Raw genomic sequence first — 26743 nt, forward strand, 5'->3', positions numbered from 1 at the left:
CGCCCGGGCACTTTTACTCGGCATTTTAGCGCCTTAGATGCGATAAGCCGTGATTATTTTATCTCAGTAGCAGGTTCATCAAGCGCAGAGGCAGGTGATGAGATAGTATGTAAATACATGGTACGTATCACAGTACGAAATCGTAGGAGCTGACATGGCCCGTGGCGGCATCAACCAGGCATTAGTGCACAAGGCGCGGCAAGCATTGCTGGCCCGTGGCGAGCATCCAAGTATCGATGCGGTACGTATCGAACTGGGCAATACCGGTTCGAAAACCACCATTCACCGTTACCTGAAAGCGCTGGAAAGCCTGCAGCCCGCCGTGCCTGCCAGTACGCCAAACCTCAGTGGCACGCTGGCGACATTGGTCGAGCAACTGGCTGAACAGTTGCGGGAGGAGGGCGAGGCGCGCATCGAGCAAGCCCGTAGCGCGTTTGAACAACAGCGCCAGACGTTGCTCGCGCAAGTACAGATCAGCCAGCAGGCGTTGGCCGCATTGCAACAGCAGCACGAGATCCAGGCGGCGGCACTGGCCGGCGAGTCAGAAGCCTTGGCCACCGCCCGCAGCACCCTGCAAAGCGAGCAGACGCGTAACGCCACCCTCAACCAGGCCGTCGGCGAGCTGAACCTGCGTCTGGCGGACAAGGACGAGCAGATCCGCTCGCTGGAAGACAAGCACCAGCATGCCCGCGATGCCCTTGAGCATTACCGCAACGCCAGCCGCGAGCAGCGTGATCAGGATCAGCGCCGTCATGAGGCCCAGGTGCAGTTGCTGCAGGTGGAAGTGCGCCAGTTGCAGCAGACCCTGATCGTCAAACAGGACGAGCTGACCCGGCTGAACCGCGACAACGAAGGCTTGCTGGTGCAGATCCGCACCCTCAAGGAGGCCCAGCGTGGCTTCAAGACCCAGAGCGAGCGTCAGCAGGCGCAGATCCACGGGCTGGACGTGAAGCTTGCGCAGCTCAGCGGATCACGTGACGAACTGGAGAAACAGAACAAGGACCTGGCCTTGAGCCTGGCCGAACGGGTCTCGGAGCTGCGCCGCCAGTTGCAGCTGATTGGCAAGCAGGAAGCGCAACTGCGCCAGGCTGAACGCGCCGGCGAGCAGGCTCAGGACAAGGGCTGAAGATCAAGGCGCATGGCGCAGCGCCCGGTCAGCCCCTGCAACTGTTCACGTGTCAATTGCTGGTGCAGGGCCGGGCTGAGTTGCTGTTCGGTCAGTAGCGCGAAACCCAGGCGGGCATAGAAGGGCGCGTTCCAGGGCACCTGGGCGAACGTGGTCAGGGTCAGGCCCTGAAAGTCGTGTTCGCGGGCCCACTGGCAGGCGGTGTTGATCAGCCTGCGACCATGGCCCTGACCCTGGACGTGCTGGGCAACCGACAGTTCATGAACGAACAGGTCGGCACCCGACGGCGTGGCGCAGAGAAACCCCTGGGGTTGATCGTCTGGGTCTACCAGCACCCATTCATGGCCCTGATCGATAAAGGCCAGGTGCTCAGCCGTGCTCATGACCGGCCCCTGGGCAATCCATTCAAGGCCGTGATGATGGATAAAGGATTGCGCCGCCGAACGCTCGACGGCGGGCAGCAGGGGGGCGTCTTCGACGCGGGCCAGGCGAATGTTCAGGGGCATGATGGCAACTGTGCAGGGTAAAGCTGCAGTGTCGTCAATCGTCGGCCGATCCGCAACAGGTGGGCCTTTTGGCACTTTTGGACTAACGCCAGAAACGTACTAGCGACCGCTTCGCGCTCGATCGCTGGCAAGCCAGCTCCCACAGGAGTTGTGGTGTGCAACATCCCTGTGAGGGCTGGCTTGCCAGCGATGGGCTGCAAAGCAGCCCCAGTTTTTTACTCTCTAACAACCACAAAAATCATAATTTCGCGTTTTCCCGCGCGCTCCCAGAATGCGCCCTACACCCTCCCACGGCTACCCGCGTGGGACAACTCAGTAGGGCGCAGACATGACAACCCATAAAACCAAGATCGATACGCTTGTAGTTGGCGCCGGGCAAGCCGGTGTGGCCATGAGTGAACACCTGAGCCGCCTGGGCGTGCCGCACCTGGTGCTGGAACGCAAGCGCATTGCCGAAGCCTGGCGCACCGGCCGCTGGGATTCGCTGGTGGCCAACGGCCCGGCCTGGCACGACCGCTTCCCGGGCCTGGAATTCGAGGGCCTGGACCCGGATGCCTTCGCCGGCAAGGACCAGGTTGCCGATTACTTCGAAGCCTACGCCCGTAAGTTCAACGCGCCGATCCGCACCGGCGTCGATGTCACCCAGGTCGTGCGCAACAGCGATCGCCCGGGGTTCACCGTGCAAACCAGCGACGGGGTGATCGAAGCCCAGCAGGTGGTGGTCGCCACCGGCCCGTTCCAGCGCCCGGTGATCCCGCCGATTGCCGCGCAACAGTCGAGCGTGCTGCAGATCCACTCGGCCGCGTACCGCAACCCGCAGCAGCTGCCTGAAGGGGCGGTGCTGGTGGTCGGTGCCGGCTCCTCGGGGGTGCAGATCGCCGATGAACTGCAACGCGCCGGCAAGCAGGTGTACCTCTCGGTCGGTGCCCACGACCGGCCGCCACGGGCCTACCGCAACCGTGATTTCTGCTGGTGGCTGGGCGTGCTCGGCGAGTGGGATGCCGAGACCATGCAGCCGGGCAAGGAGCACGTGACCATCGCCGTCAGCGGTGCGCGCGGCGGCCATACGGTCGATTTTCGCAGGCTGGCGCAGCAGGGCATGACCCTGGTCGGCCTGACCAAGGGCTTTGACAATGGCGTGGTCAGTTTCGAGGCGAACCTGGCCGAGAACATCGCCCGCGGTGACGAAAACTACCTGGCGCTGCTCGATGCCGCCGACGCCTATATCGCCCGCAATGGCCTCGACCTGCCGCAAGAGCCGCAAGCGCGGGAGATTCTCCCCGACCCGCAGTGCCTGACCCAGCCGATTCTCGAACTCGACCTGGCCAAGGCCGGCGTCAGCACCATCATCTGGGCCACCGGCTATTCGGTGGACTACAGCTGGTTGCAGGTCGACGCCTTCAAAGACAACGGCAAGCCCCGCCACCAGCGCGGCGTGTCCAGCGAGCCGGGGGTCTATTTCGTCGGCCTGCCATGGTTGTCGCGGCGCGGCTCGGCGTTTATCTGGGGCGTGTGGCACGACGCCAAGCACATCGCCGAGCACATTGCCAAGCAACGCACCTACCTCAATTACCGCGACGCCGCGCAACGCCAAGCCGAGCGCGAAGCGTCCAGCCAACCTGCCAGCCTGATCGGAGCCCGTTGATGCCTACTCATACCCGTATTCGCATGTTCAACACCAAAGACACCTACCCCAACCAGACCCTGGACAACGACCTGTGCCAGGCCGTGCGTGCCGGCAACACCGTGTATGTGCGGGGCCAGGTGGGCACCGACTTCAATGGCCAATTGGTCGGCCTCGGTGATCCACGGGCCCAGGCCGAGCAGGCCATGCGCAACGTCAAGCAGTTGCTGGAGGAGGCCGGTAGCGACCTCAGTCATATCGTCAAGACCACCACCTACCTGATCGACCCGCGCTACCGCGAGCCGGTGTACCAGGAGGTCGGCAAATGGCTCAAGGGCGTGTTTCCGATCTCCACGGGCCTGGTGGTCAGCGCCCTCGGCCAGCCGCAGTGGCTGATGGAAATCGACGTGATTGCGGTCATCCCCGAATAAGGAGCGTGCCATGACCTTTTCCATCGTTGGCCGCTGCGCCGACACCGGCCAACTGGGCATTGCCATCAGCTCATCGAGCATCGCCGTCGGCGCCCGCTGCCCGTGGCTGCGCAGCGGCGTCGGTGCGGTGTCGAGCCAGAACATCACCTTGCCGGCCCTCGGCCCGCAGATACTCGACGGCCTCGATGAAGGCCTGGCGCCGCACCAGGCCCTGGACCGGGCCTTGACCCGCAACGGTTACAGCCAATACCGCCAGGTGGCGGTGATCGATGCCCAGGGGCGCACGGCGCTGTTCAGCGGCAACCATGCGTTGGGCATCCACAATGCCGTGGCCGGTGAGCAATGCGTGGCGGCGGGCAACCTGTTGGCCAGCAGTGCGGTGATCGAGCGCATGGTCGAGGCTTTCGAGAACAGCGAGGGCTGCCTGGCCGCCCGCTTGCTGAGCGCGCTGCAGGCCGGCCAGGACGCCGGCGGCGAAGCCGGGGTGGTGCATTCGGCGGCGCTGTCGGTGGTCGGCGAGCTGCTCTGGCCGATCGTCGACCTGCGCGTGGACTGGGCCGAGGAAAACCCCATTGGCGAGCTGAACACACTCTGGACCGCTTACCAGCCGCAGTTGCAGGACTACCTGACCCGCGCCCTCAACCCGACCCTGGCGCCGAGCTACGGAGTGCCGGGCGATGAGTGAGCTGCGCAGTCGTGCCTTGTTGGCCAGGCTGATCGGCTTTGCCACGGTCAGTCGCGATTCGAACCTGGCCTTGATCGAGTTCGTCCGCGACTACCTGCACGGCCTGGGGGTGAGCTGCGAGCTGATCTACAACGACGAACGGACCAAGGCCAACCTGCTGGCCAGCATCGGCCCGGCAGTGGCGGGCGGGGTGGTGCTGTCGGGGCATACCGACGTAGTGCCGGTGGACGGCCAGGCGTGGACGGTTGAGCCGTTCAGCCTCACCGAGCGCGACGGCAAGCTGTACGGCCGTGGCACCGCCGACATGAAAGGCTACCTGGCTTCGGTGCTGGCGGCGGTGCCGGTGTTTCTCGCCAGCCCCCTGCGCCGGCCGGTGCACCTGGCGTTCTCCTATGACGAGGAGGTCGGTTGCCTGGGCGTGCGCAGCCTGCTGGACGTGCTGCCCCAGCGCATCCCGCAACCGGCGCTGTGCCTGATCGGCGAACCCACCGAGCTCAAACCGGTGCTCGGCCACAAGGGCAAGCTGGCCATGCGCTGCCACGTACACGGTGCGCCGTGTCATTCGGCCTATGCGCCGTATGGCGTCAACGCCATCGAGCAGGCGGCGCGCTTGATCGGCCGCCTGGGCGACATCGGCCAGCGCCTGGCGGCGCCGGAGCATCATGATGCGCGCTTCGATCCGGCGTTCTCCACCGTGCAGGTTGGGGTGATCCACGGCGGCACGGCGCTGAACATCGTCCCGGCCACTTGCCGCTTCGACTTTGAGGTGCGCGCCTTGCCGGCCTTCGAGCCGCAGGCGGTGGTGGACGAGCTGCAACGTTATGCGCAGCAAACGCTGCTGCCGGCCATGCAGGCGGTCAAGGCCGACACGGCGATTCGCTTCGAGCCGCTGTCCGCTTACCCGGGCCTGGCCACCGCGCCTGAGAGCGCGGCGGCGCAACTGGTTGCGCAGCTGTGCGGCAGCGACGCCTTCAGCACCGTGGCCTTTGGCACCGAAGGCGGCTTGTTCGACCAGGCCGGGATCCCGGCCGTGGTGTGCGGGCCGGGCAGCATGGACCAGGGTCACAAGCCGGATGAATTCGTCAGCGTCGAACAGATGGCGGCCTGTGACCGCCTGATGGACCGTTTGGCCGAATACCTCTCCAACAACGGATAACAATAAGGAGTCTGCGGTGAAAAACTGCAACGAGTGGACAACCCTGGCGCAACAGCAGCGCCTGATCGACAGCGCGTTTATCGACGGCGAGGCCTGTCAAGCGCGCAGCGGGGCGCGATTCGATGTCATCAACCCGGCCACCGGCAAGCTACTGGCCCAGGTTGCAGCCTGCGGCCAGGTCGAGGTCGACCAGGCCGTGCACAGTGCTCGCCAGGCGTTCGAGCAAGGCTCCTGGGCGAAGAGGGCACCGACCGAGCGTAAGGCCGTGCTGCTGCGCCTGGCGCAATTGATGCTCGAACACCGCGATGAGCTGGCATTGCTCGACTCGCTGAGCATGGGCAAGCCGGTGATGGATGCCTGGAACATCGACGTGCCGGGCGCCGCCCATGTGTTTGCCTGGTACGGCGAAAGCCTCGACAAACTCTACGATCAGGTGGCGCCGACCGCCAGCAATGCCCTGGCGACCATCACCCGCGTGCCGCTGGGGGTGATCGGCGCCGTGGTGCCGTGGAACTTCCCGCTGGACATGGCCGCCTGGAAGCTTGCCCCGGCATTGGCCGCGGGCAATAGCGTGGTGCTCAAACCGGCCGAGCAATCGCCGTTCTCGGCGCTGCGCCTGGCCGAGCTGGCGATTGAAGCGGGCATTCCCAGGGGCGTGCTCAACGTCGTGCCGGGCCTGGGCGAGGAGGCTGGTCGCGCTCTGGGCCTGCACACGGACGTCGATGCCCTGGCGTTCACCGGCTCCACCGAGGTCGGCAAGTACTTCATGCAGTACGCCGCGCAGTCGAACCTCAAGCAGGTGTGGCTCGAATGCGGTGGCAAGAGCCCGAACCTGGTGTTTGCCGACTGCCAGGACCTGGACCTGGCGGCCGAGAAAGCCGCGTTCGGGATCTTCTTCAACCAGGGCGAAGTCTGCTCGGCCAATTCGCGCCTGCTGGTGCAGCGCTCGATCGCCGATGCGTTCATTGCGCGTCTGATCGACAAGGCGCGCCAGTGGCAGCCGGGCAATCCGCTGAACCCGGCGAGCCGCGCCGGGGCCATCGTCGACAGCCGCCAGGCGCAGCGGATCATGCATTACATCGAGCAGGCCCAGGCCGAGGGCGCGCAGCTGGTGTGTGGTGGTCGGCAGTTGAGTTTCGACGGCTCCGGCAACTTCATCGAGCCGACGATCTTTACCGGCGTAACCGCTGAAATGACCCTGGCCCGCGAAGAGGTCTTCGGCCCGGTGCTGGCGGTCAGCGTGTTCGATGACGAAGACCAGGCAGTGGCCATGGCCAATGACCATATCTATGGCTTGGCGGCTTCGCTGTGGACCGACGACCTTAACCGTGCCCACCGCGTCGCCCGGCGGCTGAATGCCGGCACGGTGTCGGTCAATACCGTCGATGCCCTGGATGTGACCGTGCCCTTTGGTGGCGGCAAGCAGTCGGGTTTTGGCCGCGACCTGTCACTGCATTCGTTCGACAAGTACACGCAGCTTAAAACCACCTGGATTCAGCTGCGTGGCTGAAGGCCTGTGGGAGCTGGCTTGCCAGCGATGAGGCCAGCACAGGCAACAACTCTGTTCTTCCAATAACAACAACTCGGAGCAACCGATGAACAGCAATGCAAGCGTGCAAACCGGCGCCCTGGCGCCGCCTGCAAGTCGCAAGAAACTCGGCCTCACTGCGCTGTTGGCGGTGGCTATCGGCCTGGTGGTGTCCCAGGGCGTCATGGTGCTGATGCTGCAAGGCGTCGGCATCGCCGGCCTGGGCTTTATCGTGCCCCTGGGCCTGGCCTATCTGCTGGCCCTGAGCTACGCCTGTTCGTTCTCGGAGCTGGCACTGATGATCCCCCGCGCCGGCAGCCTGAGCAGCTACACCGAAGTCGCCATCGGTCAGTTCCCGGCGATCCTGGCGACCTTCTCCGGCTATGTGGTGGTGGCGATGTTCGCCCTGTCGGCCGAGCTGTTGCTGATGGAGTTCATCATCGACAAGGTCTACCCGCACGCCATGCCGCCCTTGACCGTGGCCCTCGGGGTGCTGGCGCTGTTCACCGTGCTCAACCTGTTCAACATCGACATCTTCGCCCGCCTGCAAACGGTGCTGGCGGTGGTGATGACCGTGGTGTTGCTGGTGATGGGCCTGAGCGCGATGAACAGCGATATCGTCGCGCCCAACCCGGCGCTGTTCGACAGTGCCCACTGGAACCCGCTGGGCCTGGGGGTGATCGCCCTGACGGCGATGGCGGTGTGGGGCTTTGTCGGCGCCGAGTTCGTCTGCCCGCTGGTAGAAGAAACCCGCCGTCCGGAGCGCAACATCCCGGGGTCGATGATGCTCGGCCTGACCATCATCTTCGTGATCATCAGCCTGTACGGCCTGGGTGCCTTGCTCACCGTGCCGCAGGCGGAACTGGCCAGCAACGGCCTGCCGCACTACCTGTTCGCCACCACGGTGTTCGGTGAGGCCGGCAAGGTGTTCCTGGTCACCGCCGCGATTACCGCCACCTGCAGCACCCTCAACAGCTCGCTGGCGGCGATCCCGCGCATGCTCTTGGGCATGGCCCGCAACGGCCAGGCCTTTGGCGTGTTCAAGCGCCAGGGCAAGCGCACCGGTGCGCCCTGGGTGGCAGTGCTGTTCATCGCTGCGGTCACCGGCCTGCCGTTGCTGCTGATGCACGACCATGCCGATGCGATCAACCAGCTGCTGTTGTCCGCCGCCCTGGCCTGGTTGCTGGCCTACATCATCACCCACGTCAACGTCATCGCTCTGCGCCGGCGTTACCCGCAGGTGGCGCGGCCGTTCCGCACGCCGTTCTACCCGTTGCCGCAGCTGTTCGGCATCGCCGGCATGCTGTTTGCGATCTGGAACGTCTCGCCGAGCCCGGACATGACCTTTTCGATTTTTGCCTACGCAGGCCTGGTGCTGCTGATCGTCTCGATCATCGCCGTGCTGTGGATCAAGGGTGTGATGGGCAAGCCACTGTTCAAGCCGGAGCCGCTAGAGCGCGCACTCGGCACTCAACACGATAAAAACCCGCAAGGAGACTCGCAATGACCGCTCAAGAGAAACCTGTCCGTAGCACCGGTGATTACCAGGCAGCGGACGCCGCGCACCACATTCATGCCTTTCTTGACCAGAAGGCACTGAACGCCGAAGGCCCACGGGTGATCGTCCGTGGCCAAGGCCTGGCCTTGTGGGACAACGACGGCAAACGCTACCTGGACGGCATGTCGGGGCTGTGGTGCACCAACCTCGGCTATGGCCGCAAGGACCTGGCCGCGGCCGCCAGCCAGCAGCTTGAGCAACTGCCGTACTACAACATGTTCTTCCACACCACCCACCCGGCGGTGGTCGAGCTGTCCGAGCTGCTGTTCAGCCTGTTGCCGGCGCACTACAGCCACGCGATCTACACCAACTCCGGCTCCGAAGCCAACGAGGTGCTGATCCGTACCGTGCGCCGCTACTGGCAGATCCTCGGCCAGCCGCAGAAGAAGATCATGATCGGCCGCTGGAACGGCTACCACGGCTCGACCCTGGGCGCTACGGCGCTGGGCGGGATGAAGTTCATGCACGACATGGGCGGGGTGATCCCCGATGTTGCACACATCGACGAGCCGTACTGGTTCGCCCACGAAGGCGACCTGACCCCGGCCGAATTCGGCCTGCGCGCGGCGCGCCAGCTGGAAGAAAAGATCCTCGAACTGGGTGCCGAGAACGTTGCGGCCTTCGTTGCCGAGCCGTTCCAGGGCGCTGGCGGCATGATCTTCCCGCCCGAAAGCTACTGGCCGGAAATCCAGCGCATCTGCCGTCAATACGACGTGCTGCTGTGCGCCGATGAGGTGATCGGTGGCTTTGGCCGGACCGGCGAGTGGTTCGCCCACCAGCACTTTGGTTTCGAGCCCGACACCCTGTCGATCGCCAAGGGCCTGACCAGCGGCTACATCCCCATGGGCGGCCTGATCCTCTCCAAGCGCATGGCGCAAGTGCTGGTGGAGCAGGGCGGGGTGTTCGCCCACGGCCTGACCTATTCCGGCCACCCGGTGGCGGCCGCGGTGGCGATTGCCAACCTCAAGGCCTTGCGCGACGAAGGCATCGTCAGCCGGGTCAAGCAGCAGACCGGCCCGTACCTGCAGCGCTGCCTGCGTGAGGTGTTCGGCAACCACCCATTGATTGGCGAGGTGCAGGGCACCGGCCTGGTTGCCGCCTTGCAGTTCGCCGAAGACAAGGCCAGCCGCAAGCGCTTCGCCAACGAAAACGACATGGCCTGGCGTTGCCGCACCCTCGGTTTTGAAGAAGGCCTGATCATCCGCTCGACCCTGGGCCGAATGATCATGGCCCCGGCCCTGGTGGCCAGCCACGCCGACATCGATGAACTGGTCGACAAGACCCGTACCGCCGTAGACCGTACCGCCCGCGAATTCGGTCGCCTGTAAGCCCACAAGCGGCCGGCGCGTGCGGGCGCGTCGGCCTATTAGAGGAACCGCTTCATGTCCAGATCCTTGCGTTGCTGTGTTCCCTTTGCCCTGGTTTTGCTGTGCAGTGCCGTGTCGGCTGCGCCGCAGAACCTCACCGTCATCTCTTTTGGCGGTGCCACCAAGCAGGCCCAGGACAAGGCCTACTTCCAACCTTTCAACGCCAGCGGTGCAGGACGCGTGGTTGCCGGCGAGTACAACGGTGAGCTGTCGAAGATCAAGGCCATGGTCGATGTCGGCCATACCAGCTGGGATGTGGTCGAAGTCGAAAGCCCGGAGCTGCTGCGCGGCTGCGACGAGGGCCTGTTCGAACGCCTCGATCCGGCGCGCTTCGGCGACCCGGCGCAGTTCGTGCCGGGTACCCTGAGTGAATGCGGGGTGGCCACCTATGTGTGGTCGATGGTCATGGCCTACGACAACGGCAAGCTGGCCAGGGCGCCGAGCTCCTGGGCGGACTTCTGGAACGTTGCCGACTTCCCTGGCAAGCGCGGCTTGCGCAAGGGCGCCAAGTACACCCTGGAAATCGCCTTGCTCGCCGACGGCGTCAAGCCCGAGCAGTTGTATCAAGTGCTCGGCACCGCCGAGGGCGTCAGCCGCGCCTTTGCCAAGCTGGACCAGATCAAAGGCAATATCCAGTGGTGGGAAGCCGGCGCGCAACCGGCGCAGTGGCTGATCGCCGGTGACGTGGTCATGAGCGCGGCCTACAACGGCCGGATCGCCTCGGCGCAGAAGGAGGGCATGAAGCTCAGCATCGTCTGGCCGCAGAGCCTGTACGACCCGGAGTACTGGGCGGTGGTCAAGGGCACGCCGAACAAAGCGTTGGCCGAGGATTTCATTGCCTTTGCCAGCCAGCCACAGACCCAGAAGGTGTTCTCCGAGCAGATCCCTTACGGGCCGGTACATCGCGAGGCGTTGAAGCTGTTGCCTGCGACTGTCCAGCAGCAGTTGCCGACCGCTGCAGCCAACCTGGCCGGGGCGCGGGCGGTGGATGCCGAGTTCTGGGTGGACCATGGCGAGGAACTGGAGCAGCGTTTCAACGCCTGGGCGGCGCGCTGAGTTCATCGCGGGCAAGCCCGCTCCCACAGATAATGTGGGAGCGGGCTTGCCCCGCGATGCTGTTGAACCCTAAGCCAGCCACGCGGCAAACTGCTCCTTGCAGTAATCGACAAACAGCTGCGCAGGCTTGGTCAGTTGCGCACGCTTGAGCCAGCCAGCCACCAGCGCCGATCCGGTGACATCTTCGGCAATCTCCACGCAGACCACCTCCTGGCCGTCATAGGTGCTATGGCCATGGGGCTTGGTCACCAGCAGGGCAAAGCCAAAGCCCTGGCCCACCATGCCGCGCACCATCTCGATCGATGGCGAGCTGAAGACGATGTTGGGGCTCAGTTGCAGCTCTTCGAAAATACTCACGAAATAGGTTCGGCTGGGCTGCACGTCGAGGAGGATCATTGGCTCCAGGGCCAGGTCACGGATCGACACCTGGGCCTGCCCGGCAAAGCGATGGCCGGCCGGCACCAGCGCATAGGGGCGCTGCGGGGCGGTCAGGGCTTCGACTTCGATGGTGCTGTCCAAATCGTGCTCATAGAAGATCGCCAGGTCGAAACGCCCGCCGGTCAGGCCTTGCACCAGTTCCTGCTGCTCGCCGTCCTGCAGGCGGATCTCCACGCCCGGGAAGCGCTGGCGAAAGCCGGCGATCAGGCGCGGCAGGTAGAGCGGGGCGACGGTCTCGAAGCAGCCGATGTCGATCTGGCCACAGACCACGTCATTGTCGGCCAGGGCGTTCTGTTCGAACTCGCGGGCCATGCGCAGCAGTTCCTGGGCCTTGCGGTAGAAGCGTGCACCACTTGGGGTCAGTGAAACGCCCTGGGCGTGATGGCGGATGAACAGCTGTACGCCGAAGCTGTCTTCCAGGCCCTTGATCGCCGTGGAGATCGACGGCTGGGCGATGTACAGCTTGCGCGACGCCTCGGCGACGCTGCCGCATTCAACGGTGGTGACGAAGTACTTCAACTGACGCAAGGTATAGGACGCCACAGTGCACCTCTGGCTGATTATTTTGCTACACGATACCCCTTGATCAGCTGGGTGCTGCAGCGGATTTTACTTGCCACTGGGCATATTTTTGCGGGCCTGCCGTTGATCGCCTGGACGGCACTGCAGGCACTCAAAACACCTCGAAACTGTACGGTGCGCATACTTTTGCGCCGCTATTGCGAGGTAGTTGTCATGAGCCAGCCACGTCCCGAAAGTGATCCCCTCTGGAAGGATCCACTTAACAACCCGCAGCGCGAACATGACCCGGTCAGTGACCCCAACGTAGCAGATGACCGGCAACGGCGCGACCCGTCCCAGGACATCGAGCGCATGCCCGATGCCCCGTCGCTGGACGACCCCCTGCCCAAGCCTGATCAGCCCACCCCGCTGTCGGACGATCGCCGTTAATCGGCCGTGAGCTCATGCACTTGCCAACGCACCGAGCTCACGCCTTTTTCCAGACTCACCCGGCTGACCAGGCGTTCAAGCTGGGTGGGCGCATCGGGGCTGCCCATCAGTTCGGCGCGCACTTCCAGCTTGGCCGGGTTGGCCAGGTCTTCACTGTGCAGCGACTGCAGGCGCAGACCGCCGTTGCCGAAGCTGTGCAGCATCAGGCTGCGCACCTGGATCTCGTCCTCGGCGCGACAGGTGATGCGCACTTCAAAGCGCTGCTCGGCCTCGTTGGCCGGCAGCACGTCCTGATGATTCAGGCGCTGGGCGATGTCGCGCAGCAGGATATTGGCGCACAGCACCACGCAACTGCCCAGCGCGGCCTCCAGCAGCAGGCCCAGGCTGCACAGCACGCCAACGGCCGCGGTGCACCAGAGCGTGGCGGCGGTGTTCAGGCCGCGCACGTTGAGGCCGTCGCGCATGATCACGCCACCGCCGAGAAAGCCGATGCCCGAGACCACATACGCGGCAACGCGCGAGGCATCGGTCGCGGCCATGCCCGGCACCGCCTGGGTCATCAGCACGAACAGGCAGGCGCCGGTGCTGACCAGCGCGTTGGTGCGCAGGCCGGTCAGGCGCTGACGCAGTTGACGCTCGGCGCCGATCAGCGCCCCGAGTACCAGCGCGACGGTGACGCGCAGCAGAAATACTTTCCAATCCATAGCAAACCTCGAATCCACGGCAATGCGTCGCTTTGGCATCGACCCCAAAGGTGATACTCGTGAACAAAGAGAATGCGCAGGGCCACGAACCTTCAACACCATTGAAGGTGCCAGGTGTGCGGGAGGGAGAATGAGGATTTGTCATCCGCAAGGGATGCGAATCGCCACTAACCGCCATGTTCGGCGTGCCAGTGGCAGAAGCAACCTGCTGAACTAGCGCGCCGTGTGGACCTGTCGCAATCGACCAGAGCTACTGTCCAATGCAGGACTCCTGTGTAGGCATGCAAAAATGCGGGCGAGAAACTAACCCTCGGGCCTGGCAGGGTCAAGGGTAAAAACATGACATTTGTTGTTTGATAGCGGTTTATCGTTCCGGATTTGCAACGCTCTGGGTCATATCGTGGTCTTTCCCTGGAGCGCTTCTATGGCTAGTGTTCGCTGAAAGGACTTTCGAGAGACCGGTGTGCAACCATTGATCAATTACTGGCGGCTGGTGCTGCATCCGGGGGCAGATACGCTGCGCTTCGCCCTGCGGACCATCGTCGCCTGCCTGTTGACCTTGTACCTGGCGTTCATCTTTGACCTGGACCAACCCAAGTGGTCGATCATGGCGGTGTTCATCGTCAGCCAGCCGCTGGGCGGCATGACCTTGCAACGCAGCTTCGCTCAGGTGCTCGGCACCACCCTCGGGGCGGCGGTGGCGGTGCTGATCATGGCGCTGTTCCCGCAGGCGCCGTTGCCGTTCATCATCACCCTGGCGCTGTGGCTGGCCCTGTGTACCGCCGGCGGTACCTTGTTGCGTTACACCAGCTCGCATGCCTTCGTGCTCAGTGGTTTTACCGCCGTGGTGGTGGCGATGCTGGCGATCCCCGAGCAGGACAACACCTTGATGCTGGCCATTACCCGGGTCACCGAAACCCTGCTGGCGGTGGCCTGTGTGTGTGCGGTCAGCCTGCTCAGTGCGCGGCCGCAGGCGGTGGCCACGGGGTACTTTGCCAAGATCGACAACCTGATCAAACTCATGGCCAGCCATGCTGCGGCGGCGATTCGCGGTGAGCAAAGCGCTGCCGAGTTCACCAAGCGGCAGATGCAGATCCTTGGTGAGATCAGCGCCCTGGAAGGCCTGCGCCGGCACCTGTACTTCGATGCGCCGCATTTGCGCGGGGCCAACGGCCTGGTGCAGCTATTGGGCAACCAGTTGGTGCTGCTCAGCTCGCGGCTGACGGTTTTGCGTAACCAGAAGCTGATGATCGCCGAGCGTTGGCAGGGCAGTTACCCGGAGTTCATCAGCCGCCTGCTGGCCGATGAGCTGGCCTTTCTCGACCAGTTGGCGCAGCAGGGCCGTGCCTTGCCGGCACCGGCCCGTGAGCATTTCAGTGCCCTGCAGCGGCGCTTCGACCAGGCCGCGCTGCAAGCCGAGCAGCTGCAAAGCGACCTGCCAACCCCATTGCGCTCGCTGGCCTGGGCCTTGCGCTGGGAGCAAGCGCGGTTGCTTGAACAGCTGGGGGAAATGCTCGAACTCAGCGATGCCATTCAGGAAGGCCGTGCCGGCGACTGCCTGTACCGCCAAGGGCGCACCAACCCTTTGCACCTGGACTGGCGCCTGGCGGCAATGAATGCCAGCCGCGCCTTTATCGCCCTGGTCGCTGCCGGGCTGATCTGGATCGAGACCGCCTGGGACGGCGCCCGCGCCGGAATGATCCTGGTAGGGATTCTGTGCTCGCTGATGGCGACCTTTCCGCGCCCGCTGATGGCCGCGCAGAACTACGCCCGTGGCCTGGGCCTGGCGCTGGTGGTGTCGGCGCTGTACCAGTTCTGGCTGATCCCGCAGGTGGTCGACTTCGAAATGCTCGCGCTGTTGCTGGTGCCGTTGCTCTATGTGGTGGCGGTAGGGTTGTCGGGGCCGATGACCGCGGGGATCGGCATGGGCCTGGGCCTGTCGAGCTTTTTGCTGTTCGGCCCGCAGAACATCGGCGCCTGGCAGAACACCGCGATGCAGTGGTTTGAATTCGCCGGTGCCTATGCCTGTGGCGCGGCGCTGTCATTGATGGTGTATGCGTGGATATTCCCGTTCAACCCGCAGTTGCGCATCGAACGGCTGTTTCGCGAAACCCGTGAACAGGTCTATGCCTTGCTCAAGGGCCCGGCCTCGGATGAACGCCAGTTCGCCTTCGAAAGTCGCATGGTCGACCGCCTGACCCTGATTATCGGCCTGCTGCCGGCCACAACGGATGCGCGTTCGCGGGCGCTGTTCGAGGTCAACCTGGCGTGCATGGCCCTGGGCGTGGCCTTGCGCCAGTTGCAGGAGCAGGGCAGGGTCAACCCGTTGCTGCCGGAGGCAATGCGCACCCAGCTTGAGCAGGTGTTGCGCAATACTGGCCGGTACATTGCCGGGCGTACTGCGGTGGTGCTGCCAACCTTGCTGCAGACCCTGCAGGACCTGGGTGAGCGCCTCGACAACCTGCACGGCGAACAGCTGCAGGCGCCGGCCGAACAGCTACGCTCGCTGTTCCGGATCCGTGTGGCCTTGCTGGTGATCGCCGGTTTCTTGCGTCACTACAGCTCTTATCTTCAACCTGCAGATGAAGGAGCCCCGGCCCTTGCCCATTGATTTCGAGATTGGCGGCGTCTACCTGCCACCGATTGCCCAGGCGTTGCTGCTGGCTATACCGCTGTTGATTGCCGTGCTCTGGCTGCTGCAAAAGCTGGGGGTCATGCAGCGGGTCTGGCATCCGGCCCTGTTTGAAGGCGCGTTGTACGCCTGCCTGTGCGCGTTGATCATCCTGTACATGGGGAGCTGAACCTTGAACAAACTTGTCGCCCAGGTCTCAACCCTGGTTGTGGTGGTGCTGGCGCTGGTGCTCGGCTGGTTTGCCTGGGAGCATTACACCCGCGCGCCCTGGACCCGTGATGCACGGGTGCGCGCCGACGTGGTGACGCTGTCGGCGGATGTCGCCGGGCGTATCGTCAGCCTCAAGGTGGCGGACAACCAGCACGTCGACAAGGGCGAGCTGCTGCTGGAGATCGATCCCGAGCGTTATGCCCTGGCGGTTGAGCATGCCCGCCGGGCCATCGAGGTGGCGCGGGCCAGCGAAGGCCTGGCCCAGGCGGCGATCATCTCCAGCCAGGCCCTGCTCAAGCAGCGCCAGAGTGAGGAACAACGGCGGCGCACCTTGAAGCAGGGCTTTGCCATCTCCGGTGAAGAATGGGAAAAATCCAGTACCGACGTTGCTGTGGCCCAGGCCGAACTGATGCGTGGCCAGGCCAACCTGAGCCTGGCCAGCGCCAACGTGCAACTGGCCAGCGCCGCCCTGACCCAGGCGGAACTGGACCTGCAACGCACGCGCATCTATGCGCCGGTCAGCGGTTATGTGACCAACCTGCTGACCCGCCAGGGGGATTACGCCACCGCCGGCGGGCCGCTGCTGGCGCTGGTCGATAGCGGCTCGTTCCATATCAGTGGCTACTTCGAGGAAACCAAGCTGCCGCGCATTCATCAGGGCAGCAAGGTAGACATCGCATTGATGAGCGGCGAGCGCTTCCAGGGCTGGGTGCAGAGCATCGCTTACGCCATCACCGACCGCGAAAACGCCCCCGGTAACCGCCTGCTGGCCAATATCAACCCCAGTTACACCTGGGTGAAACTGGCCCAGCGCATCCCGGTGCGCATTGAAATAGACCCGGCTTATGCCGGCAAGGCCAACCTGCGCGCCGGTACCACGGCGACAGTGACGGTGCGCGAGTAGGGCCGAGGTGGTAGGCTTTGCGGCGTTTTTGCCAACTCACGCGAACTTGAGCGCATGATCCTCAACCTTGTTGTATTTCTCTGCACCCTGACGGCCATGGAGGGCATCGGCTATCTGGCGCATCGCTACATCATGCATGGCTGGGGCTGGTTCCTGCATCGCTCGCACCATGAACCGCACCTGGGGGCGCTGGAAACCAACGATGTCTACCTCCTGGCCTTGGCCCTGATCGCCTTTGCCCTGGTCGCGCTGGGCAGGGCCGGGCATGCGCCGCTGCAGTGGGTGGGGGCGGGGGTGGCAGCGTTCGGGGTGATCTATGTGATCGTCCATGACGGCATCGTTCACCGGCACTGGCCGTTCCGGCCACGGCCGCGCAACCGTTACCTCAAGCGCCTGTACCGCGCGCATATGCTGCATCATGCGTTGAAGGGGCGGGACAACAACGTGTCGTTCGGCTTTCTCTACGCGCCGCCGCTGCGCAGGTTGAGGCAGCAGCTGCGGGCGCGGCAGCGCGGCTGAGATTTTCGCCGGCAAGGCCGGCTCCCACAGGGGATCTGTGCACGCCGGACCTGCCAGCGATCGAGCGCAATTTCATACAAGATTCCCACAGCCCAGTAGCAGTAGGCTGGCCAGGTTCCCTCCTCAAGGCCACCTGCCATGTCCGTATCCCCTCATCAGCGCCTGGAACAACTGGGCATCATTCTCACGCCGCCCAGCCCACCGGCCGCCGCCTATCTGCCGTGGGTGCAGAGTGGCAACCTGCTGTTCATCTCCGGTCATATCGCCAAACACAACGGCGCCCCCTGGGTTGGCCAGCTCGGCCGCGAACTGGACACCGCCAGCGGGCACCTCGCCGCGCGCAGGGTCGGCCTCGACCTGCTCGCGACCTTGTTCGCCGCCACCGGCGACTTGAACCGCGTGGCCAAAGTGGTCAAGCTGCTATGCCTGGTCAACAGCAGCAGTGACTACACCCAGCAGCATCTGGTCGCCGATGGCTGCTCTGAATTGTTCGAAGAAGTCTTCGGCGAGCGCGGCAGGCATGCCCGCAGCGCTTTCGGGGCCAGCCAGATTCCGCTGGGCGCCTGTGTCGAAATAGAACTGATCGTTGAATTGGCCAGTGGAGAAACCTTATGAGCCTGCACATCGAAACCCCGCTGGTGGCCTCACGCCCGTTGAGCCTGGCCAGCGGCCTGGACATCTGGCTGAAGCTCGATGCGCTGCAGCCGTCCGGCTCGTTCAAGTTGCGTGGCATCGGTGCCGCCTGTGAAGCCTATGCCAAGCAGGGCAAGCGCCGCTTCGTGTCGTCGTCGGGCGGCAATGCCGGCATCGCCGTGGCTGTTGCCGGGCGCATTCTGGGCCTGCCGGTGACGGTAGTGGTGCCAGAGACCACCACCGAGCGGGCCAAGCAACTGATTCGCCAGGAGCAGGCCGAGGTGATCGTGCACGGCAAGGCCTGGCACGAGGCCAATGCCCTGGCGCTGTCGCTGATGGGCGAGGACGACGCCTATATCCATCCGTTCGATGACCCGCTGCTGTGGCAGGGCCATGCGACCATGATCGACGAAGTCGCCGCCACCGGTTTCAAGCCCGATGCCGTGGTGGTCGCAGTCGGTGGCGGCGGCTTGCTGTCCGGCGTCTGTGAAGGCTTGGCGCGCAACGGCTGGGGCCAGGTGCCGGTGTTTGCCGTCGAGACCGCCGGCGCCGCCTCGCTGGCAGCCTGCATGGCGCGCAAGCAACTGGTGGCGCTCGATAGCATCAATACCGTTGCGACCTCGCTGGCGGCCAAACAGGTGTGCCAGCGGGCGTTCGAGTGGAGCCAGCAGCGACCGGTGTACAGCCATGTGGTCAGTGATCAGGCGGCGCTGGAGGCCTGCGAGCAGTTCCTGCTGGACCAACGCATCCTGGTCGAGCCCGCCTGCGGTGCAGCCCTGGCCCTGGCATATGCGCCAACGGCAGCACTCAAGCAGCACCAGAAAGTGCTGGTGATCGTCTGTGGTGGCGTGACCGCGACCCTCGACCAGATCCGCCAATGGCGGGCGGCCTGCTAGTTGGATAGCGTCGTCCACCAGGCCCCCGGGCATCCAGGCGTGCGCCTGATCGATGCCCGCTACCAGCAATTTGCCTTTCCCCGGCATTTTCACCTGGAGTACCACATCGGCCTGATCGTCACCGGCCAGCAGCGTTACGCCGCCGGCGGCACGCGCCAGCTGGCCGGGGCAGGGGACATCCTGCTGATGGCGCCGGAGCATGTGCACGATGGCGCCAGTGCCGATGACCAAGGCTACAGTATCCGCATCCTGACCCTGGACCCTGCCTGGCTGGCCGAGGTCAGCCGTGACCTGAGCGACGGCCGCCAGGGCCTGCCCAGTCTCAATGCCTTGCAGCTGCGCCACCCGCAACTGCAGCAGCTGCTCGACGGCCTGCACCGGCAACGCGACCCGCTGGCGTTCCAGAGCCAGCTTTGGGAGGCCCTGGCACTGTTGCTCGGGCTGGGTTCGACGCTCAAGGTCGGCGAACACGGCCAGGGTTTCGATCCGCTGCGTTGGCGGCAACTGCGTGATTGGCTGGAGTCGCGCCTGGACCTGCCGCCAAGCCTGGAAGAGATGGCCGCCTTCACCGGCCTCAGCCCCTGGCAACTGCTGCGCCGCTTTCGCAACCATTGCGGCCTGCCGCCGCAGCAATGGCTGACCCAGCTGCGCCTGGAGCGGGCCCTGCCCAGGGTACTGGCCGGCCAGCCGTTAAGTGCCATCGCCCTGGACCTGGGCTTCTACGACCAGGCCCATTTCAGCCGGCTGTTCCGCCGCACCTATGGCGCGCCGCCGCGCGGCCTGGCGCAGGGTAAAGCCCCCCGCCAATAATGGCTAGTTGACATGTGCGCGCCAGGACTGAACTATACCCCGCTTCGCTCGGCGCCAGACGCCACCTCTCGGAACTTCTTTTGCGTCGATAACTTCCCGCTCTTCGGGAGGCACCCGCTGTCTATGGAATGAGTATGCGTACACTGCTAACCGGACTTACTTTCTGCCTGGTAATCCTTGCCTCTCTGGCCAGCGCGGCACCCGCGGCTAATCAGAACCAGACCCAAGCGCTTCAAGAGCAGGTGCGCACACTGCAAAACGAGGCGATCATCCTCAAGAGCGTCATCGACAATCGCCTCGACGCGCAGGACAAGCGCATCGGTGATGTCGGCTTGTCCATTGCGGGCCAGGCCAACGCGATCGGGGAAATCTCGAACCTTTCCACACTGGTTGGCATCGGTATCACCGTGATCGTCGCAATCATTGCCACCATCGCCGGTCTGCTCGTGTACTTCACTGCCAAGAATCAAGCGGTCACCGAGGCCAAAGAGGCTGTTGAGCAGTGGCTTAAAGAGCATACCGAAAGCCTTCAAGACGAGATTAGTGCGCTCAAGGTTAAAGTCGCACAGGCCCATCGGGAAATTGATCAGCACACCTCCGATGCCAAGAATCACGCTGATGAGCTGAAACATTTCATCGAGGAAACCCGCAACAAGCATGATCAGGAAAACCAGAAGATTTTTTCTCGAGAGGGCCATAAAGACCACCTCTTGCAAAGCGCAAACGATGACAGAAGTGCCGTACTGCAAGTCAGCGAGGCATTGAAGTCTAAAGCGGAGAACGACTTCACCGCTGAAGACAACTATGCGCGCGGGCTCAGTGAACAGCTGGGTAAACACTACGAGTCGGCCTTGTATTGGTTCGATAAAGCGTTGGAGAAAGGGAAGGTCGAAGACATTTCACCAGAGCGCTTTGTCGATTTCCTCTTGAGGCGTGCGGAATCACTTTCAGAGTTGGGGCGTAGTGATGAAGAAATTGCCGTATACGATGAAATTGATCGTTTGTACGGGGATGCCGAGGGGGCGTGGCGAGCACAGGTTGCCAGCGCACTGGTCAACAAAGGTATAACGCTTGCGCAACTCGGTCGCCGGCAAGAAGAAATCGCTGTTTATGACCGTGTCGATCAACGCTATCGCGGCGATTCCGATCCCCATGTGCGCGAGCAGGTCGCCAGGGCGCTGGTTAACAAAGCCTCCAGCCTTGATTGGCTTAACCGCAGCGATGAGGAGATCAGTGTGTATGAAGAAATTGATCGACGCTTCGGCCAGGATAATAACGATGCGTTGCGTGCACTGGTTGCCACCGCACTGTTCAACAAGGCACTGACCTTGGGCCAGGTTGAGCGCAGTGACGAAGAAATCGCCACCTATGAAGTGATCAACCAGCGGTACGGCAGTGACGATAATCCTAACCTGCGTGAGCGTGTTGCCCGTTCCCTCTATAACAAAGCGATTGTTCTAGGGCAGCGCGGCGACAGTGAAGAAGAACTCAAGACCTATGACCTGATTGACCAGCGATATGGCCGGGACAATAGCCCTGAAATACGTGAACAGGTCGCCACGGCATTGGCCAGCAAAGCCTATCGACTGAACCAGTTAGGTCGCGGCGAAGAGGCAATTGCCATCTACCAGGACGTGGATCATCGATACAGTAACGACAAGGCGATCCCTGTGCGCATCGCGGTTGCCAAGGCATTGATTTCCAAAGGTGCAAGGCTCAATGAACAGGGACGCATTGAAGAGGCTATCAACGCCTACGCATTGGTCGAAGAGCGTTACGGCAAGGATGAAAACGTTGAGCTTCGCGAGCGCGTGGCGGTGGCCCTGGTCAACAAAGGTGTCATGCTTGGTAAGAAGGGATCCAGTACTGATGAGATCGCAGCCTATGACGAGGCCATCCGGCGCTACGATCAAGACACCACGCTCGGGCTTCGTGAGCAGGTTGCCAAAGCGCTGTTGTTCAAAGGCATCACATTAAGCACGCTTCAGCGTAAGGACGAGGCCATTGCCCTTTACGAAGACATTGAGCGTCGATTTGGCAACGACACCGATAGCAGTGAGCTATTGCACACTATCGTCGCCCGGGCAGCCTCGCTCAAACAGCACTTGACCCAGCGTTGAAACCGGCTGCTTCAGCGCTGTGTTAGCCTTGAAGCAGCGGGCTTGTCTGTTATTGGTCAGCCACCTCACCGACACTGATATGCTCGCGAGCGCGGCTCACCCACCAGCCAAACCCAGCCGCGGTAAAGAACATGATCAAACTGTAAATCGCCGCCGGTATCGCCATGGTCGAGTTGTTCAGCAGGGTAGGGCTCAGCGCCAGGGCAATCGCCAAGGTGCCGTTGTGAATGCCGATCTCCATGCCGATGGCAATCGCCTGACGTTTGGGAATGTTCAGCAGGCGCGGCAGCCAGTAGCCGATGCTCAGGCTCAACAGGTTGAACAACAGCGCGGCGCCGCCTACCACCGGGGCATAGTCGACGACGGTCTGCCAGTCCTTGACCATCGCCAGGACAATCGTAAATACCAGAAACAGTGCGGCAATGATTTTCATCGGCCGCTCCATGCGCGTTGCAAATCCCGGCGCCAGATAGCGAATCAGCATCCCCAGGGCCACCGGCACCAGGACGATGGCAAATACCTGCAGCACCTTGGCAAACTGCAGCGGGATGGCCTGGTCGGCGGCCATGAAGTGCGCCAGCGACAGGTTGACCAGCAGCGGCATGGTCAGGATCGCGATCAGCGAGTTGACCGCCGTCAGGGTCACGTTCAAGGCCACATCACCATGGGCCAGGTGGCTGAACAGGTTGGCAGTGGTGCCGCCCGGCGAGGCCGCCAGCAGCATCAGCCCGACCGCCAGCGCAGGCGCCAGGCCAAAGCCCTTGGCGATCAGAAAGCAGATCAACGGCAGCAGCAGGATCTGGCAGGCCAGGCCAATCAGCACGGGCCTGGGGAACTTCACCACCCGGGCAAAGTCGGCCAGGGTCAGGGTCAGCCCCAGACCGAGCATGATGAAGCCCAGGGCAATGGGCAGGAAGGCACTGAGCAAGGGCGATGCAGTCATGGCATAGACTCTTAAAAGGGGCGATGTACGCCAGTGTAGGAAAGGATTTCAATATCCATTACTTATCTTGCGGTTTATGCCCACCAGACAGTAGCATCGCCGCTTTTACCCCAGGACCCGATTCCCGATGCAGTTTCAGCCAGGCATTCTCGCCGCCCCCGTTCCCGCCCAGGCCCGCCACCTGTTTTTCACCTTGCACTCGCCAGCTGCGCTGTCGGGCGTGCTCGATGCGCTGCAGCAACAGGTCGATGGCAGCCGTGTGGTGGCCGGTTTCGGTGCGCCGCTGGTGCAGGCCCTGGGCCGCAGCATCGACGGCCTGCGCGAGTTTCCACGCCTGACTGCGGCGGTCGACAATCCCTGCACCCAGCACCACCTGTGGCTGTGGCTGCGCGGTGAAGACCGCGGCGACCTGTGGCTGCTCAGCCAGGACCTGGAACAACTGCTGGCCGCGGCGTTCACCCTGGCCGAGGCCACCGATGCCTTCCGCCACAAGAGCGGCCATGACCTGACCGGCTATGAAGATGGCACCGAGAACCCGGTGCAAGACGCCGCCATCGACGCCGCCATCCGCTCCAGCGACGTGCCGGGCCTGAACGGCTCGAGCTTTGCCGCCTTCCAGCTGTGGCGCCATGACCTGAATTGTTTCAAGGCATTGCCGCAAGCCGAGCAGGACGACATCATCGGCCGCCGCAAGGCCGACAACGAAGAACTCGACGACGCGCCGCAGTCGGCTCACGTCAAGCGCACCGCCCAGGAAAGCTTCGAGCCTGAGGCCTTTATCGTCCGTCGCTCGATGCCTTGGGCAGACGAGCGCGGCGCGGGCCTGGCCTTCCTCGCCTTCGGCCACTCCTTCGATGCCTTCGAAGTGCAGCTGCGACGCATGAGCGGCCTGGAAGACGGCGTGGTCGACGCCCTGTACCGCTTCAGCCGGCCGCTCACCGGCGGCTACTACTGGTGCCCGCCACTGGGCGAGCATGGCCTGGACTTGAGTGCTTTGCTCACGGGTTGAACACCCCTCCTTAAGGATGAAAGCATGACAATGACTGTCGCTTGCGCTCAAACCGTTGCCATTGCCCGGGACATTACGGGCAATGTGCAGCGTCATCTGCAGATGATGCAGTTGGCCGCCGAACAGGGCGTGCAGTTTCTGTTGTTCCCGGAACTGTCGCTGACCGGCTATGAGCTCGATGCCGCGTCCGACCTGGCCCTGGGCACGGACGACCCGCTGCTCGAGCCATTGCGCACCCTGGCCCGTCAACAGGCTATGTACAGCGTGGTCGGCGCGCCGGTGCGTGTGCCCGGCAGCGGCCAAGTGCTGCTGGCGGCGCTGATCTTTCGCCCCGACGGCAGTGTCGGTCTGTACAGCAAGCAGCATCTGCATCCTGGCGAGGACCTGGTGTTCAGCCCCGGCAGCGGTGGTGATCTGCTGCCACTGGGGGGCCAACGGCTGGCCCTGGCCATCTGCGCCGATGCCATGCAGCCCGGCCACCCGGCTCATGCTGCCAGGCTCGGTGCGGACATCTATGCGGCGGGGATGCTGATTTCCCACAGGGGCATCGTTGCCGAGAGCCAGCAGATGGCCGGTTATGCCGTCGAACACCAGATGATGGTGATGCTTGCCAACCATGGCGGCGAGACGGGTGGCTGGCAAGCGGCGGGGCAGAGTGCGATCTGGGCCAGGGATGGCGCACTGATCTGCAAGGCGGATGGGGCAGGGGAGTGCCTGGTGGTGGCTCGGCAGGACGGTGCCGGCGCGTGGGAAGGGACTGTGATCGGGCAGTAGATCGATTGCGGGTCAAGCCCCGCTCCCACAGTAGATAGGTGTACGTCGCACCTGTGGGAGCTGGCTTGCCAGCGATGAGGCCAGTCCAGCCAGCCCATCAGGTGTTGCCTGGATTACGACCGCTGCGCGCTCGATCGCGGGCAAGTCCCGCTCCCACAACAGCAGGCCACGCTGAATGTAAGAAAATTTTACGGACTTTTTACGAAGGCCCGTTACGCAGAAAGAGATACTGCCCTGGCATTTCTTCGAGACGTCTGACCGTGAGCCAAGCCGCAACCTCCGCAAACGCCCATTCCCCCGTAAAAACTTCGTCACTTAGCCTGTTGATCGCCGCCGCCGGCGTGGTCTATGGCGATATCGGCACCAGCCCGTTGTACACCCTCAAGGAGGTCTTCGCCGGCCATTATGGCGTGCAGGCCAACCATGACGGGGTGCTCGGCATCCTCTCGCTGGTGTTCTGGTCGCTGATCTGGGTGGTGACCATCAAGTACGTGCTGTTCGTGCTGCGCGCCGACAACCAGGGCGAAGGCGGGATCATGGCCCTGACCGCCCTGGCGCGGCGGGCTGCTGCGCCGTACCCGCGCTTGAGCCGGGTGCTGGTGCTGCTCGGGCTGTTTGGCGCAGCCTTGTTCTACGGCGACAGCATGATCACCCCGGCGATTTCCGTGCTGTCGGCGGTGGAGGGGTTGCAACTGGCCTTTGACGGCATCGACCACTGGGTGGTGCCCCTGGCGGTGGTGGTGCTGGTGGCGCTGTTTCTGATCCAGAAGCATGGCACCGCACGCATCGGTATCATTTTTGGCCCGGTCATGGTGCTGTGGTTCAGCGTGCTGGGCGCGCTGGGGGTGTACGGCATCGTCCAGCGCCCGGAAGTGCTGCTGGCGATGAACCCGGCCTGGGCGGTGAACTTCTTTATCGTCCACCCGGGCATGGGCGTGGCGATTCTTGGCGCGGTGGTGCTGGCCCTGACCGGTGCCGAGGCGCTGTATGCCGACATGGGCCACTTTGGCCGCAAGCCGATTGCCCGCGCCTGGATCCTGCTGGTGCTGCCGGGGCTGGTACTCAACTATTTCGGCCAGGGCGCGCTGATCCTCGGCAACCCCGAGGCGGTACGCAACCCGTTCTACCTGCTGGCTCCGGACTGGGCGCTGCTGCCGATGATCGCCCTGGCCACCCTGGCGACCATCATTGCCTCCCAGGCGGTGATCTCCGGCGCCTTCTCGCTGACCCGCCAGGCGATTCAACTGGGTTACGTGCCGCGCATGTTCATCCAGCACACCTCCAGCCAGGAACAGGGGCAGATCTACATCGGTACGGTGAACTGGGCGTTGATGGTCGGCGTGGTGTTGCTGGTGATCGGCTTCGAGTCGTCCGGCGCACTGGCGGCGGCCTATGGCGTGGCGGTGACCGGCACCATGCTGATTACCACCTTGCTGTCCTCGGCGGTGGTCTTGTTGCTGTGGAAGGCGCCGCGCTGGCTGGCGGTGCCGTTGTTGCTGGGCTTCTTGCTGGTCGACAGCCTGTACTTTGCCGCCAACGCACCGAAGATCTTCCAGGGCGGCGCGTTTCCGGTGATCGCCGGTACTGCCTTGTTCATCCTCATGACCACCTGGAAGCGCGGGCGCAAGATCATCGTCGAGCGCCTGGACGAGTCGGCCTTGCCGCTGCCGCTGTTCATCAGCAGCATCGCCGCGCAACCGCCGCACCGGGTGCGGGGTACTGCCGTGTTCCTCACCGCTCGGGCCGATGCCGTGCCCCATGCGTTGCTGCATAACTTGCTGCACAACCAGGTGCTGCATGAGCGGGTGGTGCTGCTCACCGTGGTCTCCCAGGACCGCCCGCGGGTACCGGCGGCGCAGCGCTTCGAAGTGCAGGGTTTTGGCGAAGGCTTTTATCGGGTCAACCTCAACTTCGGCTTCATCGAGGAGCCCGACGTACCGGCCGCGCTGCAACTGTGCCACCTCGAAGAGCTGGACTTCAGCCCGATGGTCACCACCTACTTCCTCAGCCGCGAGACGGTGATCCCGACCAAGCGCATCGGCATGGCGCGTTGGCGTGAGGCGCTGTTTGCGTTCCTGCTCAAGAACGCCAACAGCAACCTCAAGTACTTCAACCTGCCGCTTAACCGGGTGATCGAACTGGGCACCCAGGTCGAGATGTAAC

25 protein-coding genes are annotated in these 26743 nt (G+C 63.6%); 21 read left to right on the forward strand and 4 right to left on the reverse strand.

What is annotated here, in order from left to right:
• The first annotated feature begins 154 nt into the window (after positions 1-154).
• Positions 155-1126, forward strand: coding sequence for a DNA-binding protein (locus tag KHO53_RS23475; RefSeq protein WP_213570984.1), 972 nt, complete (start codon positions 155-157; stop codon positions 1124-1126).
• On the opposite strand, the gene KHO53_RS23480 is transcribed toward KHO53_RS23475, so the two are convergent.
• Positions 1111-1632: a GNAT family N-acetyltransferase gene (locus KHO53_RS23480; RefSeq protein WP_213570986.1), complete on the reverse strand. Its 522-nt coding sequence runs from the start codon at positions 1630-1632 to the stop codon at positions 1111-1113. The two genes, KHO53_RS23475 and KHO53_RS23480, sit on opposite strands and share 16 nt — an antisense overlap.
• A gap of 328 nt (positions 1633-1960) precedes the next feature.
• Here KHO53_RS23480 and KHO53_RS23485 point away from each other — a divergent pair, with 328 nt between their 5' ends.
• The 8 genes from KHO53_RS23485 to KHO53_RS23520 all read left to right on the forward strand — a co-directional run bounded on the left by KHO53_RS23485 (position 1961) and on the right by KHO53_RS23520 (position 11037).
• Complete coding sequence (locus tag KHO53_RS23485; protein ID WP_036995647.1) at positions 1961-3277, forward strand: flavin-containing monooxygenase; 1317 nt, start codon at positions 1961-1963, stop codon at positions 3275-3277.
• Positions 3277-3687, forward strand: coding sequence for a RidA family protein (locus KHO53_RS23490; protein WP_003201555.1), 411 nt, complete (start codon positions 3277-3279; stop codon positions 3685-3687). The genes KHO53_RS23485 and KHO53_RS23490 overlap by 1 nt, the downstream gene beginning before the upstream one ends.
• Positions 3688-3697: 10 nt before the next feature.
• Positions 3698-4372, forward strand: a complete 675-nt coding sequence (locus KHO53_RS23495; protein WP_213570988.1) for a DUF1028 domain-containing protein — start codon at positions 3698-3700, stop codon at positions 4370-4372.
• Complete coding sequence (argE, locus tag KHO53_RS23500; RefSeq protein WP_010220458.1) at positions 4365-5528, forward strand: acetylornithine deacetylase; 1164 nt, start codon at positions 4365-4367, stop codon at positions 5526-5528. The genes KHO53_RS23495 and argE overlap by 8 nt, the downstream gene beginning before the upstream one ends.
• A 16-nt stretch (positions 5529-5544) precedes the next feature.
• On the forward strand, positions 5545-7038 hold the full coding sequence (locus KHO53_RS23505; protein ID WP_213570990.1) for an aldehyde dehydrogenase: 1494 nt from the start codon (positions 5545-5547) through the stop codon (positions 7036-7038).
• An 85-nt stretch (positions 7039-7123) separates the two neighbouring features.
• The gene (locus KHO53_RS23510; RefSeq protein ID WP_213570992.1) at positions 7124-8563 is read left to right on the forward strand and encodes an APC family permease; all 1440 of its coding nucleotides are present in this window, start codon (positions 7124-7126) and stop codon (positions 8561-8563) included.
• A complete protein-coding gene (locus KHO53_RS23515) occupies positions 8560-9942 on the forward strand; it encodes an aspartate aminotransferase family protein (RefSeq protein ID WP_036995642.1) in 1383 nt (460 codons plus the stop codon). Before KHO53_RS23510 ends, KHO53_RS23515 begins: the two co-directional genes overlap by 4 nt.
• A 54-nt stretch (positions 9943-9996) precedes the next feature.
• Entirely contained in the window at positions 9997-11037 is a 1041-nt protein-coding gene (locus KHO53_RS23520) for a gamma-aminobutyric acid-binding protein (RefSeq protein ID WP_213570994.1), read from the forward strand.
• Positions 11038-11106: 69 nt separating this feature from the next.
• Here the strand turns inward: KHO53_RS23520 and KHO53_RS23525 are convergent, their stop codons facing one another.
• Positions 11107-12018: a LysR substrate-binding domain-containing protein gene (locus tag KHO53_RS23525; RefSeq protein WP_010226047.1), complete on the reverse strand. Its 912-nt coding sequence runs from the start codon at positions 12016-12018 to the stop codon at positions 11107-11109.
• 192 nt (positions 12019-12210) lie between these two features.
• Here KHO53_RS23525 and KHO53_RS23530 point away from each other — a divergent pair, with 192 nt between their 5' ends.
• Positions 12211-12426 (forward strand): hypothetical protein, encoded by a 216-nt coding sequence (locus KHO53_RS23530; protein ID WP_010226049.1) that lies wholly within the window; start codon positions 12211-12213, stop codon positions 12424-12426.
• On the opposite strand, the gene KHO53_RS23535 is transcribed toward KHO53_RS23530, so the two are convergent.
• On the reverse strand, positions 12423-13130 hold the full coding sequence (locus KHO53_RS23535; RefSeq protein ID WP_213570996.1) for an MgtC/SapB family protein: 708 nt from the start codon (positions 13128-13130) through the stop codon (positions 12423-12425). The genes KHO53_RS23530 and KHO53_RS23535 overlap by 4 nt on opposite strands.
• 463 nt (positions 13131-13593) lie before the next feature.
• Here KHO53_RS23535 and KHO53_RS23540 point away from each other — a divergent pair, with 463 nt between their 5' ends.
• From KHO53_RS23540 to KHO53_RS23575, 8 genes are all read left to right on the forward strand, one after another.
• On the forward strand, positions 13594-15741 hold the full coding sequence (locus tag KHO53_RS23540) for an FUSC family protein (RefSeq protein WP_100783258.1): 2148 nt from the start codon (positions 13594-13596) through the stop codon (positions 15739-15741).
• Positions 15731-15931 carry a DUF1656 domain-containing protein gene (locus KHO53_RS23545; protein WP_010226052.1) on the forward strand — a complete coding sequence of 67 codons (201 nt, stop codon included), beginning with the start codon at positions 15731-15733 and terminating at the stop codon, positions 15929-15931. The genes KHO53_RS23540 and KHO53_RS23545 overlap by 11 nt, the downstream gene beginning before the upstream one ends.
• Before the next feature lie 3 nt (positions 15932-15934).
• Positions 15935-16876: an HlyD family secretion protein gene (locus tag KHO53_RS23550; protein ID WP_010226053.1), complete on the forward strand. Its 942-nt coding sequence runs from the start codon at positions 15935-15937 to the stop codon at positions 16874-16876.
• Positions 16877-16930: 54 nt separating this feature from the next.
• The gene (locus KHO53_RS23555) at positions 16931-17395 is read left to right on the forward strand and encodes a sterol desaturase family protein (protein WP_010226054.1); all 465 of its coding nucleotides are present in this window, start codon (positions 16931-16933) and stop codon (positions 17393-17395) included.
• Positions 17396-17533: 138 nt separating this feature from the next.
• On the forward strand, positions 17534-18010 hold the full coding sequence (locus tag KHO53_RS23560; RefSeq protein ID WP_213570998.1) for a RidA family protein: 477 nt from the start codon (positions 17534-17536) through the stop codon (positions 18008-18010).
• The gene (locus KHO53_RS23565; protein ID WP_010226056.1) at positions 18007-18924 is read left to right on the forward strand and encodes a pyridoxal-phosphate dependent enzyme; all 918 of its coding nucleotides are present in this window, start codon (positions 18007-18009) and stop codon (positions 18922-18924) included. Before KHO53_RS23560 ends, KHO53_RS23565 begins: the two co-directional genes overlap by 4 nt.
• The gene (locus KHO53_RS23570; RefSeq protein WP_036995635.1) at positions 18925-19734 is read left to right on the forward strand and encodes an AraC family transcriptional regulator; all 810 of its coding nucleotides are present in this window, start codon (positions 18925-18927) and stop codon (positions 19732-19734) included.
• A gap of 134 nt (positions 19735-19868) precedes the next feature.
• Positions 19869-21854, forward strand: coding sequence for a hypothetical protein (locus KHO53_RS23575; RefSeq protein WP_213571000.1), 1986 nt, complete (start codon positions 19869-19871; stop codon positions 21852-21854).
• Positions 21855-21903: 49 nt separating this feature from the next.
• Here the strand turns inward: KHO53_RS23575 and KHO53_RS23580 are convergent, their stop codons facing one another.
• Positions 21904-22797 (reverse strand): bile acid:sodium symporter family protein, encoded by an 894-nt coding sequence (locus tag KHO53_RS23580; protein WP_213571002.1) that lies wholly within the window; start codon positions 22795-22797, stop codon positions 21904-21906.
• A gap of 127 nt (positions 22798-22924) precedes the next feature.
• Between KHO53_RS23580 and KHO53_RS23585 the strand changes: the two genes are divergently transcribed.
• The 3 genes from KHO53_RS23585 to KHO53_RS23595 all read left to right on the forward strand — a co-directional run bounded on the left by KHO53_RS23585 (position 22925) and on the right by KHO53_RS23595 (position 26742).
• Entirely contained in the window at positions 22925-23806 is an 882-nt protein-coding gene (locus KHO53_RS23585; protein WP_213571004.1) for a Dyp-type peroxidase, read from the forward strand.
• Positions 23807-23830: 24 nt separating this feature from the next.
• Positions 23831-24580 carry a carbon-nitrogen hydrolase family protein gene (locus KHO53_RS23590; protein ID WP_213571006.1) on the forward strand — a complete coding sequence of 250 codons (750 nt, stop codon included), beginning with the start codon at positions 23831-23833 and terminating at the stop codon, positions 24578-24580.
• A gap of 260 nt (positions 24581-24840) precedes the next feature.
• Positions 24841-26742, forward strand: a complete 1902-nt coding sequence (locus KHO53_RS23595) for a potassium transporter Kup (RefSeq protein ID WP_036995628.1) — start codon at positions 24841-24843, stop codon at positions 26740-26742.
• The last annotated feature ends 1 nt before the right edge of the window (position 26743 follow it).

It is taken from the genome of Pseudomonas sp. RC2C2 (assembly GCF_018390435.1).
Taxonomy (GTDB): Bacteria; Pseudomonadota; Gammaproteobacteria; order Pseudomonadales; family Pseudomonadaceae; genus Aquipseudomonas; species Aquipseudomonas donghuensis.

What these genes read in the sequence shown, in the direction of transcription:
- KHO53_RS23560 (WP_213570998.1), top strand. Translation starts at nt 17,534, where the DNA reads ATGTCCGTATCCCCTCATCAGCGCCTGGAACAACTGGGCATCATTCTC.
- KHO53_RS23575 (WP_213571000.1), top strand. Translation starts at nt 19,869, where the DNA reads ATGCGTACACTGCTAACCGGACTTACTTTCTGCCTGGTAATCCTTGCC.
- KHO53_RS23515 (WP_036995642.1), top strand. Translation starts at nt 8,560, where the DNA reads ATGACCGCTCAAGAGAAACCTGTCCGTAGCACCGGTGATTACCAGGCA.
- KHO53_RS23585 (WP_213571004.1), top strand. Translation starts at nt 22,925, where the DNA reads ATGCAGTTTCAGCCAGGCATTCTCGCCGCCCCCGTTCCCGCCCAGGCC.
- KHO53_RS23520 (WP_213570994.1), top strand. Translation starts at nt 9,997, where the DNA reads ATGTCCAGATCCTTGCGTTGCTGTGTTCCCTTTGCCCTGGTTTTGCTG.
- KHO53_RS23565 (WP_010226056.1), top strand. Translation starts at nt 18,007, where the DNA reads ATGAGCCTGCACATCGAAACCCCGCTGGTGGCCTCACGCCCGTTGAGC.
- KHO53_RS23480 (WP_213570986.1), bottom strand. Translation starts at nt 1,632, where the DNA reads ATGCCCCTGAACATTCGCCTGGCCCGCGTCGAAGACGCCCCCCTGCTG.
- KHO53_RS23485 (WP_036995647.1), top strand. Translation starts at nt 1,961, where the DNA reads ATGACAACCCATAAAACCAAGATCGATACGCTTGTAGTTGGCGCCGGG.
- KHO53_RS23590 (WP_213571006.1), top strand. Translation starts at nt 23,831, where the DNA reads ATGACAATGACTGTCGCTTGCGCTCAAACCGTTGCCATTGCCCGGGAC.
- KHO53_RS23495 (WP_213570988.1), top strand. Translation starts at nt 3,698, where the DNA reads ATGACCTTTTCCATCGTTGGCCGCTGCGCCGACACCGGCCAACTGGGC.
- KHO53_RS23535 (WP_213570996.1), bottom strand. Translation starts at nt 13,130, where the DNA reads ATGGATTGGAAAGTATTTCTGCTGCGCGTCACCGTCGCGCTGGTACTC.
- argE (WP_010220458.1), top strand. Translation starts at nt 4,365, where the DNA reads ATGAGTGAGCTGCGCAGTCGTGCCTTGTTGGCCAGGCTGATCGGCTTT.
- KHO53_RS23510 (WP_213570992.1), top strand. Translation starts at nt 7,124, where the DNA reads ATGAACAGCAATGCAAGCGTGCAAACCGGCGCCCTGGCGCCGCCTGCA.
- KHO53_RS23475 (WP_213570984.1), top strand. Translation starts at nt 155, where the DNA reads ATGGCCCGTGGCGGCATCAACCAGGCATTAGTGCACAAGGCGCGGCAA.
- KHO53_RS23580 (WP_213571002.1), bottom strand. Translation starts at nt 22,797, where the DNA reads ATGACTGCATCGCCCTTGCTCAGTGCCTTCCTGCCCATTGCCCTGGGC.
- KHO53_RS23490 (WP_003201555.1), top strand. Translation starts at nt 3,277, where the DNA reads ATGCCTACTCATACCCGTATTCGCATGTTCAACACCAAAGACACCTAC.
- KHO53_RS23555 (WP_010226054.1), top strand. Translation starts at nt 16,931, where the DNA reads ATGATCCTCAACCTTGTTGTATTTCTCTGCACCCTGACGGCCATGGAG.
- KHO53_RS23530 (WP_010226049.1), top strand. Translation starts at nt 12,211, where the DNA reads ATGAGCCAGCCACGTCCCGAAAGTGATCCCCTCTGGAAGGATCCACTT.